The 15278-nt window shown below is 45.7% G+C and carries 13 protein-coding genes; 12 read left to right on the top strand and 1 reads right to left on the bottom strand.

Annotated elements, in window-relative coordinates; translation table 11 throughout:
* Positions 1–50 precede the first annotated feature (50 nt).
* The 3 genes from lonB (at position 51) to yihA (ending at position 4831) form a co-directional block, all read left to right on the top strand.
* Entirely contained in the window at positions 51–1724 is a 1674-nt protein-coding gene (gene lonB / locus QYB97_RS21290) for an ATP-dependent protease LonB (protein ID WP_301168048.1), read from the top strand.
* 198 nt (positions 1725–1922) lie between these two features.
* Positions 1923–4247: an endopeptidase La gene (gene lon, locus QYB97_RS21285; protein WP_301168047.1), complete on the top strand. Its 2325-nt coding sequence runs from the start codon at positions 1923–1925 to the stop codon at positions 4245–4247.
* A complete protein-coding gene (gene yihA / locus QYB97_RS21280) occupies positions 4244–4831 on the top strand; it encodes a ribosome biogenesis GTP-binding protein YihA/YsxC (RefSeq protein WP_301168046.1) in 588 nt (195 codons plus the stop codon). The genes lon and yihA overlap by 4 nt, the downstream gene beginning before the upstream one ends.
* Before the next feature lie 20 nt (positions 4832–4851).
* Here the strand turns inward: yihA and QYB97_RS21275 are convergent, their stop codons facing one another.
* On the bottom strand, positions 4852–5331 hold the full coding sequence (locus QYB97_RS21275) for a LiaF transmembrane domain-containing protein (RefSeq protein ID WP_301168045.1): 480 nt from the start codon (positions 5329–5331) through the stop codon (positions 4852–4854).
* A gap of 308 nt (positions 5332–5639) precedes the next feature.
* On the opposite strand from QYB97_RS21275, the gene hemA reads away from it, so the two are divergent.
* From hemA to ysxE, 9 genes are all read left to right on the top strand, one after another.
* Positions 5640–6980 carry a glutamyl-tRNA reductase gene (gene hemA / locus QYB97_RS21270; protein WP_301168044.1) on the top strand — a complete coding sequence of 447 codons (1341 nt, stop codon included), beginning with the start codon at positions 5640–5642 and terminating at the stop codon, positions 6978–6980.
* A gap of 37 nt (positions 6981–7017) precedes the next feature.
* Entirely contained in the window at positions 7018–7845 is an 828-nt protein-coding gene (locus QYB97_RS21265) for a cytochrome c biogenesis protein (RefSeq protein ID WP_301168043.1), read from the top strand.
* Positions 7846–7877: 32 nt separating this feature from the next.
* On the top strand, positions 7878–8810 hold the full coding sequence (hemC, locus tag QYB97_RS21260) for a hydroxymethylbilane synthase (protein ID WP_301168042.1): 933 nt from the start codon (positions 7878–7880) through the stop codon (positions 8808–8810).
* Complete coding sequence (locus QYB97_RS21255) at positions 8807–9568, top strand: uroporphyrinogen-III synthase (protein ID WP_301168041.1); 762 nt, start codon at positions 8807–8809, stop codon at positions 9566–9568. The genes hemC and QYB97_RS21255 overlap by 4 nt, the downstream gene beginning before the upstream one ends.
* Positions 9565–10536 (top strand): porphobilinogen synthase, encoded by a 972-nt coding sequence (gene hemB, locus QYB97_RS21250; RefSeq protein ID WP_301168040.1) that lies wholly within the window; start codon positions 9565–9567, stop codon positions 10534–10536. The genes QYB97_RS21255 and hemB overlap by 4 nt, the downstream gene beginning before the upstream one ends.
* 18 nt (positions 10537–10554) lie before the next feature.
* On the top strand, positions 10555–11841 hold the full coding sequence (gene hemL, locus QYB97_RS21245; RefSeq protein ID WP_301168039.1) for a glutamate-1-semialdehyde 2,1-aminomutase: 1287 nt from the start codon (positions 10555–10557) through the stop codon (positions 11839–11841).
* A 175-nt stretch (positions 11842–12016) separates the two neighbouring features.
* Positions 12017–13315, top strand: a complete 1299-nt coding sequence (locus QYB97_RS21240) for a LysM peptidoglycan-binding domain-containing protein (RefSeq protein ID WP_301168038.1) — start codon at positions 12017–12019, stop codon at positions 13313–13315.
* A 14-nt stretch (positions 13316–13329) separates the two neighbouring features.
* Complete coding sequence (locus tag QYB97_RS21235) at positions 13330–14250, top strand: hypothetical protein (RefSeq protein ID WP_301168037.1); 921 nt, start codon at positions 13330–13332, stop codon at positions 14248–14250.
* Positions 14247–15278 (top strand): spore coat protein YsxE (ysxE, locus tag QYB97_RS21230; RefSeq protein ID WP_301168036.1); only part of this gene is annotated, 1032 nt, incomplete at its 3' end. The genes QYB97_RS21235 and ysxE, both read left to right, overlap by 4 nt.

Below are 15278 nucleotides of genomic sequence, written 5' to 3'. Positions count from 1 at the left end.
TCCCGACACTCGGAGATACTAGGATCATAAAAAAAATTTGGGAGGAAGAAATGAACTGGACTGGAATTGCTTTACTCATTCAGCTTTTCTTTGGAATCGTGATTGGACTTTACTTTTGGAACTTGTTGAAAAATCAGCGTACCCAAAAAGTGAGTATAGATAAAGAGTCAAGAAAAGAAATGGATCAACTGCGAAAAATGCGCTCTATCTCATTAACAGAACCGCTTTCCGAGCGCGTGCGTCCTGGAACATTTGCAGATATTGTCGGCCAGAAAGACGGCATCAAGGCGCTTCATGCAGCTCTCTGTGGACCAAATCCGCAGCATGTTATCGTCTATGGACCGCCTGGAGTGGGAAAAACTGCAGCAGCACGGCTTGTTCTTGAGGAAGCGAAGCGGAACCGTAACTCACCATTCCGTCCGGCAGCGGTATTTGTGGAGCTTGATGCCACTACTGCCAGGTTTGATGAGCGCGGCATTGCCGATCCATTAATCGGTTCTGTCCACGATCCTATTTATCAGGGAGCAGGGGCAATGGGACAGGCGGGAATTCCGCAGCCCAAGCAGGGAGCAGTCACCAATGCCCACGGTGGGGTTCTTTTTATCGATGAGATAGGAGAACTGCATCCGATTCAAATGAACAAGCTTCTAAAAGTGCTCGAAGACCGCAAAGTTTTTCTTGAGAGTGCTTATTATAATGAAGAAAATACAACAATCCCAACACACATCCATGATATTTTTCAAAATGGGCTCCCGGCAGATTTCAGGCTCATTGGTGCGACGACACGTACACCAGATGAAATTCCTCCCGCCATCCGTTCAAGGTGTCTTGAAGTATTCTTCAGAGATTTACAGTCACCAGAAATTCAGCAAATCGCAAAAAAAGCAGCAGATAAGGTCAGCATGAAAGTTGATGACGAAACGTTGGAGCTTCTTGCCCAATATGCAAAAAATGGCCGGGAAGCAGTAAATATGATGCAAATTTCAGCAGGACTGGCGATCACAGAGGACAGAGATTTTATTAAAAAATCGGATATGGAGTGGGTGATCCATTCCAGTCAGATGACTCCCCGTCCCGAGACCAAGATTGCAGACAGGCCAAAAGTCGGGCTGGTCAACGGACTGGCTGTTTATGGGCCAAACAGCGGAGCCCTTCTAGAAATTGAAGTTACCGTTTTGCCCGCGAAAAAACAGGGTACGCTTACTATAACAGGTATTGTTGAAGAAGAATCGATCGGCAATAATTCAAAATCAATCAGAAGAAAAAGTCTGGCAAAAGGATCAGCTGAGAACGTTCTCACCGTTTTGAGGAAGATGAACGTAGATGCCTCACTGTATGATATTCATGTGAATTTTCCTGGCGGCGGCCCTGTAGACGGCCCATCCGCCGGAATTGCCATTGCCACTTCCATTTATTCGGCTGTGCATGATCTGCCGATTGACAATGAACTGGCAATGACAGGTGAAATAAGTGTTCATGGAAAAGTGAAGCCGGTTGGTGGAGTTATGGCAAAGGTTCTCGCGGCGAAATTGGCCGGTGTAAAAAAAGTCATCATTCCTAAAGACAATGATCAGGCCATTCTAAGAGAAATTGAGGGAATTGAGATCATTCCGGTCACAAAGTTAACACAAGTATTTCAGCATGCATTTCCTGAACTGGATAAAGAAAATCAACAGGCGATTCCAGCGTCTGCATTTTTACAGTCCCCTCCAAAATCCGTTTGAAGAGGGGGCTTTCCTTTCGATAGCCCAAAAACAAGCTGTGATTAGACAAAACCGTCCTTTATGGGTAGAATTGTACAAAGGCTGTAGAAATTTCTTCGGCTGCTTTTGGCATTTTACAAAGAATTGCCATACTATAAAAATGGGCTGCACGGATTTGAAATCATTCAATACAGTTAGCAGTATTCGGAGGTGTGTTCAATGGACGAAAAAACTACCCGCATCCTTCCCCTCCTTCCTCTTCGCGGCCTGCTGGTGTACCCCACCATGGTGCTTCACCTTGATGTAGGAAGGGAAAAATCAGTACAGGCATTAGAGCAAGTAATGCTTGATGATCAGCATATCTTCCTTTCTACACAAAAGGAAGTCGCTGTTGAAGACCCGAGCGGAGAACAAATATATGAAATTGGTACCCTTTCAAAAGTCAATCAGATGTTAAAGCTGCCGAACGGGACCATTCGTGTGCTCGTAGAAGGCATTCAGCGCGGTAAGATTACCCAATTTATCGATCGGGAAGAGTACTTGGAAGTTGAAGTAGAACTGATGGAAGATCAGGGCGAAAAGGACTTGGAAATACAAGCCCTTATGAGGACAGCTCTTCAGCAATTCGAGCAGTACATAAACTTATCCAAAAAAGTGACTCCGGAAACCCTCGCATCCGTTCAAGATATCGAGGAACCAGGCCGGCTGGCAGATGTCATTTCCTCTCATCTTTCATTGAAAATAAAAGAAAAACAACATATTCTTGAAATCAATGAAGTAAAGGACCGCTTAAATCATCTTATCTCAATTTTGAATAATGAAAAAGAAGTGCTGGGCCTTGAGAAAAAAATCGGGCAGCGCGTCAAAAAAGCAATGGAAAAAACGCAGAAGGAATATTACCTTCGCGAGCAAATGAAGGCGATTCAGAAGGAACTTGGGGATAAAGAAGGCAAAACAGGCGAGATCTCAAGCTTAAGAGACCGTATTGAAGACTCGGATATGCCTGAAAATATAATGGAAATCGCCTTGAAAGAGCTGGACCGTTACGAGAAGATGCCTGGCTCATCGGCGGAAAGTGCTGTAATCCGCAATTATATTGATTGGCTGATCAATTTGCCCTGGACCAAAGAGACGAAAGATCAGCTGGATATTAAAAGGACTGAGAAAATCCTTAATGAAGACCACTATGGACTTGAGAAAGTAAAAGAACGGGTCCTCGAGTACCTCGCTGTTCAGCAGCTGACCAATTCACTTAAAGGACCCATTCTTTGCCTGGTCGGCCCGCCGGGGGTAGGTAAGACATCTCTGGCCCGTTCCATTGCCAAGGCCATCGGAAGAAACTTTGTCCGCATCTCGCTTGGCGGTGTACGTGATGAAGCGGAAATCCGCGGCCATCGAAGGACCTATGTGGGAGCAATGCCGGGCCGTCTGATTCAGGGTATGAAAAAGGCGGGCACCATTAATCCGGTCTTCCTGCTGGATGAAATCGACAAGATGTCCAATGACTTCAGGGGAGATCCATCCTCTGCATTACTCGAAGTGCTTGATCCGGAACAGAACAATTCGTTTTCCGATCATTTCATCGAAGAACCATATGATTTATCAAAAGTGATGTTCATTACAACAGCCAACAGTCTGACAACCATTCCAGGACCGCTTCTCGACCGAATGGAAATTATTTCGATCGCTGGTTATACGGAAGTGGAGAAGGTGCATATCGCCAAGAATCACCTTATTCCCAAGCAGTTAAAAGAACATGGCCTGGCAAAATCACAGTTTCAGCTGAAAGAGGATGCCATCCTGAAACTGGTCCGCAATTATACAAGGGAAGCCGGCGTAAGAAGCATGGAAAGGCAGATTGCGGGGCTTTGCCGAAAAGCAGCCAAACAGCTGGTATCCGGTGAGAAAAAAAGGGTAACCATTACGGCCCGCAACCTGGAGGACTACACTGGCAAACCCCGATTCCGTTATGGACAGGCGGAGATGGAGGACCAGGTGGGTGCAGCGACCGGGCTTGCTTATACCACAGCCGGCGGGGATACACTTTCCATTGAAGTGGCCCTTACACCGGGAAAAGGAAAACTCATTTTGACCGGAAAGCTCGGAGATGTCATGAAGGAGTCCGCACAGGCGGCGCTCAGTTATGTCCGGTCAAGAGCAAAAGAGTTTGATATTGACCCTGACTTTTATGAGAAAACCGATATTCATATTCACGTGCCTGAAGGAGCAACACCAAAGGACGGGCCTTCAGCAGGAATTACGATTGCCACAGCACTGGTCTCAGCCCTTTCAGGAAAGCCGGTGCGCAAGGATGTGGGGATGACCGGTGAAATTACCTTGCGTGGACGCGTACTCCCAATTGGCGGATTAAAGGAAAAATCCCTCAGCGCCCACAGGGCGGGAATCCAGACGGTCATCATGCCAAAAGAAAATGAAAAAGACATTGATGATATCCCGGAAAGCGTCCGTAGCAGCCTTGCCTTTATTCCGGTGTCCCACCTGGATGAAGTGTTAAAACATGCCTTAGTAGGAGATAATAAATGAAAGTAACAAAAGCAGACATTGTAATATCAGCCGTTAAACCAGAACAATATCCAGAAGACCAGCTTCCCGAGATTGGTCTTGCAGGACGTTCTAACGTCGGAAAATCATCCTTCATTAACAAGATGATTGCCCGCAAGAACCTGGCCCGCACCTCTTCACGGCCTGGAAAAACCCAGACGCTCAATTTTTACATTATTAATGAGCAGCTCTATTTTGTGGATGTGCCGGGTTATGGATTTGCCAAGGTGTCGAAGACAGAAAGAGAAGCCTGGGGAAGAATGATCGAACGCTATATCATGGAAAGGCCCCAGCTTAAGGCTGTCGTTCAGCTGGTTGATCTACGACATGCGCCATCCAAGGATGACGTAATCATGTATGACTGGCTGAAATATCATGATATCCCGGTCATTGTCGTGGCCACCAAATGCGACAAGATCCCAAAAGGAAAGTGGGAAAAGCATTTGAAGGTCGTACGCGACACGTTAAAAAAGAAACCGGATGATCCGCTGCTTCTGTTTTCCTCGGAAACAGGACACGGGAAAGATGCAGCATGGAGCACCATTCAGAGTTATATACAAAAATAAACCAGAGCCTGGGCTCTGGTTTATTTTTTTTTGATAAAGACAAAATACGCACCGGCCGCAATAAGAACAAACGGCCAGAATCCTTCCACGGAAGAAAACCATTCCTTGATTGACGGTGTCTGTGACTTATTGAAGAAATTCCATGCAGCGATCGCGATCAGTACGATCCCTGGCAGCAGGCCTTCCTTTGCCTGCTTGTACATATATATAAAAGCAAGACCGATAATCAGGATGATGGTTGCCGGCTCATTCGGCCAGCTGTCGATATGATGGATGGCGTGAAAATGAATGCCCAGTCCCAAAAGCAGTATGGCAGAAAACGAACTTGCGCCATCCTTTCCCCCCGAACTTTGTACGAGAAAAGCCAACCCAATGATAATCAAAAATGTGGGCCATGTTAAATAGGGTGCAACATATGTAACTTTCATTTGCTGTGCAAGGAAAAAGAGTCCAATCCCCAGCAGCACAATACCTGAAAAACTTCCTTTACCTCTCATCATTACCTCCAAACAAATTAAAAAACACAAATCAATCCTTTGCTAAAAAGGTCGAAATTTGTTATTTTTATATGGGTATCACAATTATATTTTTTTTATGTACACGACATTTTTTTATAGTTTGTTACAGTTTGGACAGAATAGGGAAGTACTTGTAGTTAAAGCAAATCGAAATGGTTTGCGCTTTATTTATGATAGCATACGTTTCATAGTCTGTTCACATTTTTAGAATCATTATTTTATTATACATGTTATAATGGATTTGGATAATTACTGCAGTTTTTACGATGAGAAAAAAGGGGGTGAGTGGGATGCACATCCTTGTTGTCGGTTTAAATTACAAGACGGCACCTGTTGAGATTCGGGAAAAAGTGTCATTTCAGCCAACTGAATTAGCGGATGCTCATAAAGCCTTGCGGTCGAGAAAAAGCATTTTGGAATGCACGATTGTTTCCACATGCAACCGTACAGAGGTGTACGCAGTCGTCGACCAGCTACATACTGGCCGCTATTATATGAAGTCATTTCTCGCAGAATGGTTTTCAATTGAAACGAATGATTTGAATCCGTTTCTTTTTATCCGCGAGGAAGAGATCGCTGTAGAACATTTATTCAGAGTGGCTGCCGGCCTGGATTCCATGGTATTGGGAGAAACCCAAATTCTTGGACAGGTTCGTGACAGTTTTCTTCTTGCCCAGCAGGAAGGAACAACAGGTACGATCTTTAACCATCTTTTCAAACAGGCAATAACACTCGCAAAGCGATCCCACTCCGAAACAGAAATCGGGGAAAACGCCGTGTCAGTAAGCTATGCCGCGGTGGAGCTGGCAAAGAAAATCTTTGGCGGCCTTGAAAAGAAGGATATATTAATTGTTGGTGCCGGAAAAATGGGTGAATTAACCGCAAAGCACCTTCACAGCAACGGTGTTGCCAGTGTTCATGTGGTGAACCGGACGTATGAAAAAGCGCTTGAGCTCGCCGGACGATTCAACGGAACCGCACACCGTATGGAAGAATTGGGCAGTGTTCTGAACATTGCTGACATCGTCATCACTTCAACTGGGTCAGAATCGTATGTCATCACTAAGGACATGGTTCAAGCCGTGCTTAAGCAAAGGAAAGGCCGTCCGTTGTTTATGGTCGATATCGCCGTTCCGCGCGACCTTGATCCATCATTAAACGATCTGGAAAGTGTTTTCCTTTATGATATTGATGACCTTGAAGGAATTGTTGAAGCCAACCTTGCAGAACGAAAGAAAGAAGCGGAAAAGATTGAGATTATGATTGAAGGCGAAATTGTAGCCTTTCAATCATGGGTCAACATGCTTGGTGTAGTGCCGGTAATTACAGCATTGCGTGAAAAAGCACTCGCTGTTCAGGCAGAAACGATGCAAAGCATTGAACGGAAAATGCCGCATTTGAGCGATCGTGAGAAAAAAGTGCTGAGCAAGCATACGAAAAGTATTGTTAACCAGCTGCTTCGTGATCCGATCGTAAGAATTAAAGAGCAGGCTGGGGAACCTGGGGCAGATCAGGCGCTTGAATTTTTCACCAAAATTTTTGCGCTTGAAGAAGAGGTGAAACAGCAGGAGCTCAAAACGGAAAAAGAAACATCAAAGTTACGTGAAGCATCTCCTTCTATGCCTCAGTAAAGGGATGTCACTGGACTCCTAGAGGGGAGTTTCTGATATGCAAAACGCAAATTGGATATACGATACGACCATTATTTTATATGCGCTGAGCATTATAGGTTATTTTATCGACTTTTTACAAAACAACCGGAAGGCTAACCGAATTGCCTTCTGGTTGCTTTCTATTGTCTGGGTATTGCAGTCGGTTTTTTTCGTCCAGCGCATGGTGGAAATGGGCCGCCCGCCCATTTTGACGCCTTTTGAAGGCTTGTTTTTTTATGCTTGGATCCTGGTCACCTTGTCTTTGGTCTTAAACTGGTTTTTCAGAATCGACTTTTTGGTCTTTTTCACCAATGTGCTCGGTTTTCTGATCATGTCTATTAATCTGTTTGCACCGGGGGAACAGGTCAGCGACGAAATGTCCACCAGACTCATTTCCGAGCTATTGGTCATTCATGTGACAATGGCATTTATTTCATATGGGACATTTACGCTCTCATGCATTTTTTCAATCATGTACCTGCTTCAGCACAGGCTGTTGAAACAGAGAAAGTGGAATAAGAGGCTTCAGCGCCTTGGCAGCCTTTCCACCCTGGAACGGCTTTCCTACGGTTTAAATATAACGGGGGTGCCCATCCTTTTATTGAGTTTAATACTGGGTGTTATCTGGGCATTCTTAAAAATACAGGACTTTTCGCTGCTGGATGCGAAGGTGGTTTCGTCCTTTGTGGTAATTGGAGTCTACAGTGTCTTTTTATATCAAAAAGTAGCCAGGGGACTGCAGGGGAAGACGCTCGCCGTTTGGAACACAGCCGCCTTTCTGATCGTCCTGATCAATTATTTCCTGGCTTCCACACTGACTGAATTTCATTTTTGGTATCAGTAGGCAATGGCAATTTTGTAGGAGGTTTTAAATAGATGAGAAAAATCATAGTAGGATCTAGACGAAGTAAATTGGCGCTTACGCAGACCAATTGGTTCATTGACCAGTTGAAAGCCCAAGGGTGCCCTTTTGAGTTTGAAGTAAAAGAAATCGTTACCAAAGGGGATGTCATCCTTGACGTGACCCTTTCCAAAGTAGGAGGGAAAGGGCTGTTTGTAAAGGAGATCGAGCAGGCTCTTTTAAACAAAGAGATTGATATGGCTGTACATAGTATGAAAGATATGCCTTCTGTACTGCCAGACGGATTGATGATCGGATGCACCCCTAAGCGTGTGGATCCGCGTGATGCGTTTATTTCAGAAAAATACAACTCCCTGCAAGACTTGCCATCCGGAGCAGTTGTAGGAACAAGCTCGCTGCGGCGTGCCGCACAAATTTTAAACGTCAGACCTGACCTCACCATCAAATCCATCAGAGGTAACATTGATACACGCCTTGGGAAATTGCGGTCTGGAGAATTTGACGCAATCATACTTGCTGCTGCTGGCCTGGAGCGCATGGGCTGGTCCAGTGACACGGTAACTGAATATTTATCTGTTTCAACAAGCCTCCCGGCGGTTGGCCAGGGAGCGCTGTCGATTGAGAGCAGGGAAGACGACAAAGAGCTTAATGACTATCTTCAACAGCTAAATGATAAAGAGACATTTGAAACGGTAATGGCGGAGAGGGCTTTTCTTTATACACTTGAAGGCGGCTGCCAGGTACCGATTGCGGCTTATGCCGAAAAAACAACTGCAGGCGAAATTTCTTTAACCGGACTTGTGGGAACACCTGATGGGAAAACAATCATCAAGGAGCATGCTGTTTCGGACGATCCGCAAAAGCTTGGTGTTGAGTTAGCAACTACACTGCAGGCTAAAGGAGCAGCAGATATTCTTGAGAAGGTAAAGAAAGATCTGGGGATATGAATGCCTGTTTAACCGGGAAGACAGTTGTTGTTACAAGGGCCGCTGCACAATCCCGGAAGCTCTTATCCCGTTTACGGGAAGAAGGAGCAGATGCGGTCAGCTTTCCAGTGATGCATATTGAAAAAGCGCCGCTGGACCTATCATCTGCCCAGAGGCTGAGCCGGGAATTTGAGACCTTTGAGTGGGTCGTTTTTACGAGCATCAATGGTGTCCGCTATTTTCTTGAATGGCTGCATGAGCAAAATTTAAGTATTGGTGACAAGAAGGTTGCGGCAGTTGGGCAAAAAACTGCGGAAAGCTTGAACCAACAAGGTATTTCTGTGGATTTGATGCCCGAACAATTTGAAGGCAGTGAACTCGCTGCTCTTTTAAAGCGCACTGTTACTCCAGGTGTAAGGGTATTGGTCCCCAAAGGAAACCTGGCAAAATCAACGATTAAAAAAACACTCGCCGGAATAGCTGATGTTGTGGAAATAATCGTGTACGAGACTAAAAGGAATCCTGTGCTCGATTTCCGGCAGCTGCCGGATAAGGTGGACATGCTTCTTTTTATGAGTCCTTCGAGTATCTCGTTTTTTAGTGAGATGGCAGGAGGCAGGCTGGCTGATTATCGTGACATTCCCACTGCCTGTGTCGGACCGGTTACTGCTTCAAAAGCGAAAGCAACCGGCTTTCGTAAGCTGATTACTGCCAATGATTATACGGAAGAAGGTATAATGGATTCGGTGAGGATTTTTTTCGGAAAGGGGAAACAATGATGAACTTTAAAAGACACAGAAGATTGCGCACGAGTGAAGGCATGCGTGCGCTTGTAAGAGAAACACAATTGCACACAGATGATCTGATCTATCCGATCTTTTTTGTAGAAGGTGAACGGGTAAAGCAGGAAGTACGATCAATGCCTGGCGTATACCATGTATCCCTTGACTATCTTCATGAGGAAATGCAGGAGCTTGTTGACCTTAATATCCGTTCTGTCATGGTGTTTGGCGTACCGGATCATAAAGATGAAGTCGGCAGCTCTGCCTACGACCATAACGGAATTGTCCAAAAAGCGATTAAAATGATCAAGGAAAGCTTTCCACAGCTTACCGTTATTGCCGATACATGTTTGTGCCAGTACACTGATCACGGCCACTGCGGCATCATCAGGGACGGAGAAGTGCTCAATGATGAATCGCTTGCAGCACTGGCTAACACAGCGGTCTCCCAAGCAAAAGCAGGGGCCGATATTATCGCTCCATCCAACATGATGGATGGATTTGTAACCGCCATTAGAGCAGGATTGGACGAAGCCGGATTCTTAAATGTTCCGATCATGTCCTACTCTGTTAAATATTCATCAGCTTATTACGGTCCATTCCGTGAAGCAGCTCACAGCTCTCCACAATTCGGTGACCGGAAGTCGTACCAAATGGATCCAGCCAACCGCATGGAGGCGCTTCGTGAAGCTGAATCCGACATTGAGGAGGGTGCCGACTTCCTTATGGTGAAACCGGCATTGGCTTACCTTGATGTACTTCGTGAGCTGAAGGACCGTTATCCACTCCCACTTGTTGCCTATAATGTGAGCGGGGAGTATTCCATGATCAAAGCAGCCGCCCAAAATGGCTGGATTGATGAAGAAAGCATTGTGATGGAGACGCTGACTGGAATGAAGCGTGCAGGTGCAGATTTAATCATCACTTATCATGCAAAGGATGTATCACGCTGGTTAAACCGTTAAGGACAGGAGGATATAAACATGAGAAGCTTTGAAAAATCAAGTGCGGCTTTCCAGGAAGCGAAAAAGTATATGCCCGGCGGTGTAAACAGCCCGGTGCGTGCGTTTAAATCGGTGAATATGGATCCTGTATACATGGAAAGAGGTAAAGGCTCCAAGATCTATGACATCGACGGTAATGAGTACATTGATTATGTTCTTTCATGGGGCCCGCTTATTCTGGGACATGCCGATGAAAAAGTTGTAGATTCATTGAAGAAAACCGCTGAACTGGGTACCAGTTTTGGTGCTCCTACAGAGTGGGAAACAAAGCTTGCGGAGCTTGTTGTTGAAAGAGTTCCTTCGATCGAAATTGTCCGTATGGTCAATTCAGGGACAGAAGCGACAATGAGCGCGCTGCGGCTGGCAAGGGGATATACCGGAAGAAACAAGATTTTGAAATTTGAAGGCTGCTACCACGGCCATGGAGATTCCCTTCTCATTAAAGCCGGCTCTGGTGTAGCCACGCTCGGACTGCCTGACAGCCCGGGAGTTCCCGAGTCCATCGCCAAAAACACGATTACGGTCCCTTACAATGATCTAGAGAGTGTCCGTTATGCTTTTGAACAGTTCGGTGAAGATATTGCGTGTATCATCGTGGAGCCGGTTGCCGGAAACATGGGAGTTGTCCCTCCTCAAAAAGGTTTCCTTGAAGGTCTTCGTGATGTAACGAAGCAATACGGTTCCCTTCTGATTTTTGATGAAGTGATGACCGGCTTTCGCGTCGACTACAATTGTGCTCAAGGCTATTTTGGCGTAACGCCGGACCTTACCTGTCTCGGCAAGGTAATCGGTGGAGGGCTTCCGGTAGGTGCCTATGGCGGGAAGAAGGAAATCATGGAGCAAGTAGCGCCAAGCGGTCCGATTTATCAGGCAGGAACTCTATCAGGCAATCCGCTCGCCATGGCCGCAGGATACGAAACACTGTCCCAGCTGACTCCGGAATCCTATAAGGAATTTGTGAGAAAAGGAGACCGTCTGGCCGAAGGAATTGCAGCAGCTGCTGAAAAGTACGGAATTCCCCACACCCTTAATCGTGCCGGATCCATGATTGGTTTCTTCTTCACAGACCAGGACGTTGTAAATTATGAAAGTGCAAAGACGTCCAACCTTGATTATTTTGCTTCTTATTTCAGAACGATGCTCGAAGAGGGCATTTCACTTCCTCCGTCCCAGTTTGAGGGCTTGTTCCTTTCGACAGCACACAGTGATGAAGATATCGAAAAAACAATCGCCGCTTGCGAAAAAGCATTTTCCAAGCTGAAATAATAATTTATAACTGCCCCCGGTTTATCTGCCGGGTGCAGTTTTTTTATTTTGAAGATATCTAGAAAGTGCAAAGGTTTCCCCCATTCTCCTCTTTCTTGCTTTTCCAATCATATTTTCATCAACCTGTTCATAATCCTGTAATGTATGATATTTGGCTGAAAGGAGGAGAAAGGCGTTGAATCCATCGAAACTGCGTTTCTCCATAGAGGAGTCGGTCTGGTTAAAGAAAGGACAGGAAGTTGCAGAAGTATTATCGATGGCCATGGAACCTGAAATTCAGGTGACAGAAGAAAATGGCCAGGTTTGTGTTAAAGGTGCTTTAAAACTGCACGGTGAGTACCGTCCGTGTGCACTTGATGAGGGCGGTTCGCTTAATTTGGAAACCGGTTCGCTAAGAGAGCAGGTGTCCTACCGTTCATTGACCCAGTTGAAAATGAACGATGAAGGATTTGCAGAGCTTGATCATCGGTTTCCTGTAGACATTACGATTCCGTCATCACGAGTACCGCGGCTTGAAGAAGTTTTTGTGCTGGTTGATGCGTTTGATTATGAACTCCCCAATCCAACGTGCCTGGAGCTGACAGCGTCAGTTTCCATATCAGGAATACTTGACAGCAATGAAAATGAAGGTGCTGTTGAGCGCGAAGAAGAGGAGTTTTCCGCACAGCCGGATGATGAGATTGTTGAATCAATGGATAGTTATAACGAGGAAGAACCGGTGGAAGCCTTCCAAATTCCTGTTTTTGAGGCGAGATATGAAACCGGGGAGCAGGAGCCTGAGGTACAGGAGGAAGAAACCCCGAGGGACACAGACGAAGAAATCTTTGCGCCTTTTTCTTTTGAATCTAAAAAACATTTCGAACTGCCTGTTCCAGAACAACCGGCAGAGGACGATTTTTCAGAACCTGCCATTCACTACAATCGCCAGGATGATGAATATTCACCGCTGGCAGCAGAGCCAGCAATGGATGCAGAAGAAGAGCTAGATGAAGAGGCGGCAGAGGAAGAAACAGCATTCCCGGCGCTTAAGTCGATCTCCTACTATACTCCTTCTTACACACCGCCTGTACCACCTATACCCGCTTTTCAACAGGAAAAAGCCGATGAACAAGAGCATGCACAAATGGAAGAGCAACGGCCGGAAACCTATTCTCCCTTCTCATATGCACAATCTGAAGATCACGTAAGCGAGGCGGCAGAGGATGATGTTTATGAAGAAGAGCCGGCAGAAATGCAGCATACAGCTCCATCGAGAAAAGAAGAGAACGCCCTGTACCTGACAAAAATGCTTTCTGGCAATGAAGAAAAGTTTTCAAAAGTAAAAATGTACATTATCCAGCGGGGAGAATCTCTGGACAGTATTTGCGAGCGGTATGACATATCCATTCATTCCTTGCTCAGGGTAAATAGAATCAACCAGGAAGAGGTCAATGAAGGCCAAATTATTTATATCCCTGTCTCGCATAGCCGTTAGGGGCGGTGGAAGAGATGACCATACTATTTGAGATAAAGAAACATTATGAACTTCAAAAGGTAACGTGGAAAGAGAAAGACCATCTTGTGGATACCGATTGCGGGGTTAAGCAAATCCGGATCTGGAAGGATCATGCCCTTCTGGACTGGCATGTCCGGTGGAGGGACGAAGTAGGCAAAAACAGCCTCGCAGTTGCCGACCGCATGATTCGTACATCAGAAGGCAAACCTTGGGTGGCCGTGGGTAACGAATACCTGACCCTGCATGACTATGTTGAAGGAACACACGAACGCGGCGGTCATGAAAAAAGGTGGGGCTTACTCATTGGCAATATGCTGCAGGCAGGGCTTGAACTACAGAAAGAGTACAGCTCCATCACGAGGGAAGATCATTATTCGTTTGATGCCTGCCTGGCGGCCATTCACAAGCTAAGCAAAGAATATAATGAACTGGTGAGTGTGAAAAATTCACTGCCTGAAGCAAACAAACGGCTGAATCTGGCGATGGAATTAAAAAAAGCTTCAAGCCAGGTACCGCTGCCGCTGTTCGATTCGGACACCCATATGAACAATGGCGGACAGATTTTCAATATTCTTTTTTACAGGGGAAGCAATGGCTTTCCGGAGCAGGGATACCGACCGCTGCGCAGGCTGCTGACCGAGTGGCTGAAAGAGTGTGGCCCCTATTCGCTCAGGAAACTCTTAACCTGCATAAACGAACATTTCTCACTTGAAAGAGAACAGGGATATTTGCTTCTTGCGGAGATTTTAACACCGTGGGAGCTTCAGGATTGTGTGGACCAGTTAAAAAATAAAGAACTGGCCCATATCGTCAGTTATGTCGAATCCTTTGAACAAGATTGGGATTTTAACAGAATTCTTCTTCACTGCTTTACCGACTGGATGGACGATAAACGAAAGAGGGTAGCCCTGTGAGCCATTCAAGCGAAACGGTTAATTATGGCCCGATTCTGTTTCAATATGATCTCTATCCCGAAAAAATTGAGGAAGTAGGCAAAGTTAAAAAGGTAATCTCCAGAAGAGGGACGTTTGCGCTGAAAGAAACTTCGTTAAATGAAGAAGAAGCGAGCTGGTTTACTCATGTAATCCACAGGCTGTCCGAAATCGGCTATCATCAAATCGTCCCGCTTTATCCTACCAAGTATGGAGATTATACGGTTCAATATGGCAACAGAACCTATTACCTGATGCCCTGGTTTGCAGGCGGGGACCGTTTTGGATTAACAAGGGAAGAAACGATCATCGAAGAAATTGGTAAAATTCATTTCTTGACACTGAAGGAGCAGGACTTCTCTCCTGAGGTGGTTGATCATTCGTATCAGTATTTGATACAGCGCTGGGAGTCACGGCAGCTTGAGATGGAGCGGTTTGCTGAAGAATCGGAACGCATGCCGTACATGTCTCCTTTTGAACTGACCTATTTAAGCCATTTCCATCATATGATGCGTATGGCAGAAGACGCCAAAAGGCGCCTGAAAGACTGGTATGATGCGTGTCATTCAGAAAAGCGGTATCGAAGTGTACTGTGTCACGGCAAACTCTCACGTAATCATCTGTTATATTCCCATCACGGAGAGCCTCATCTTTTAAACTTCGAGAAAGCCGTATTAGATACGCCTGTAAGAGATTTGGCGGTCTTTTTCAGAAAAGCAGTGCACCTGTCAAACTGGACGAAGGAAGAGGGAGGAAGGCTTTTATCACTATACCAGAGGCATATCCCGTTGCTTGAGGAAGAAAAAAGCCTGCTTGTCAGCTATATCAGCTATCCTGAACCCCTTTTTCACTCCGTTGATCTATATCGGCATCAAAAGGAGCGTTACAGCCAAATAGAGTTTGTCCACAGACTCGAAAAAAGGATTTCGGCGATGCGGCATATCCGTGACTTCTGTGACCTGATCCTGACACCGCCGCCGCCCCAGCCTCTGGATGCCAATACCAATAAC

The sequence above is a fragment of the Fictibacillus fluitans genome (genome assembly GCF_030418125.1).
In the GTDB taxonomy this organism is placed as follows: domain Bacteria; phylum Bacillota; class Bacilli; order Bacillales; family Fictibacillaceae; genus Fictibacillus_C; species Fictibacillus_C fluitans.
This window is presented reverse-complemented; position numbering and strand designations above follow the sequence as displayed.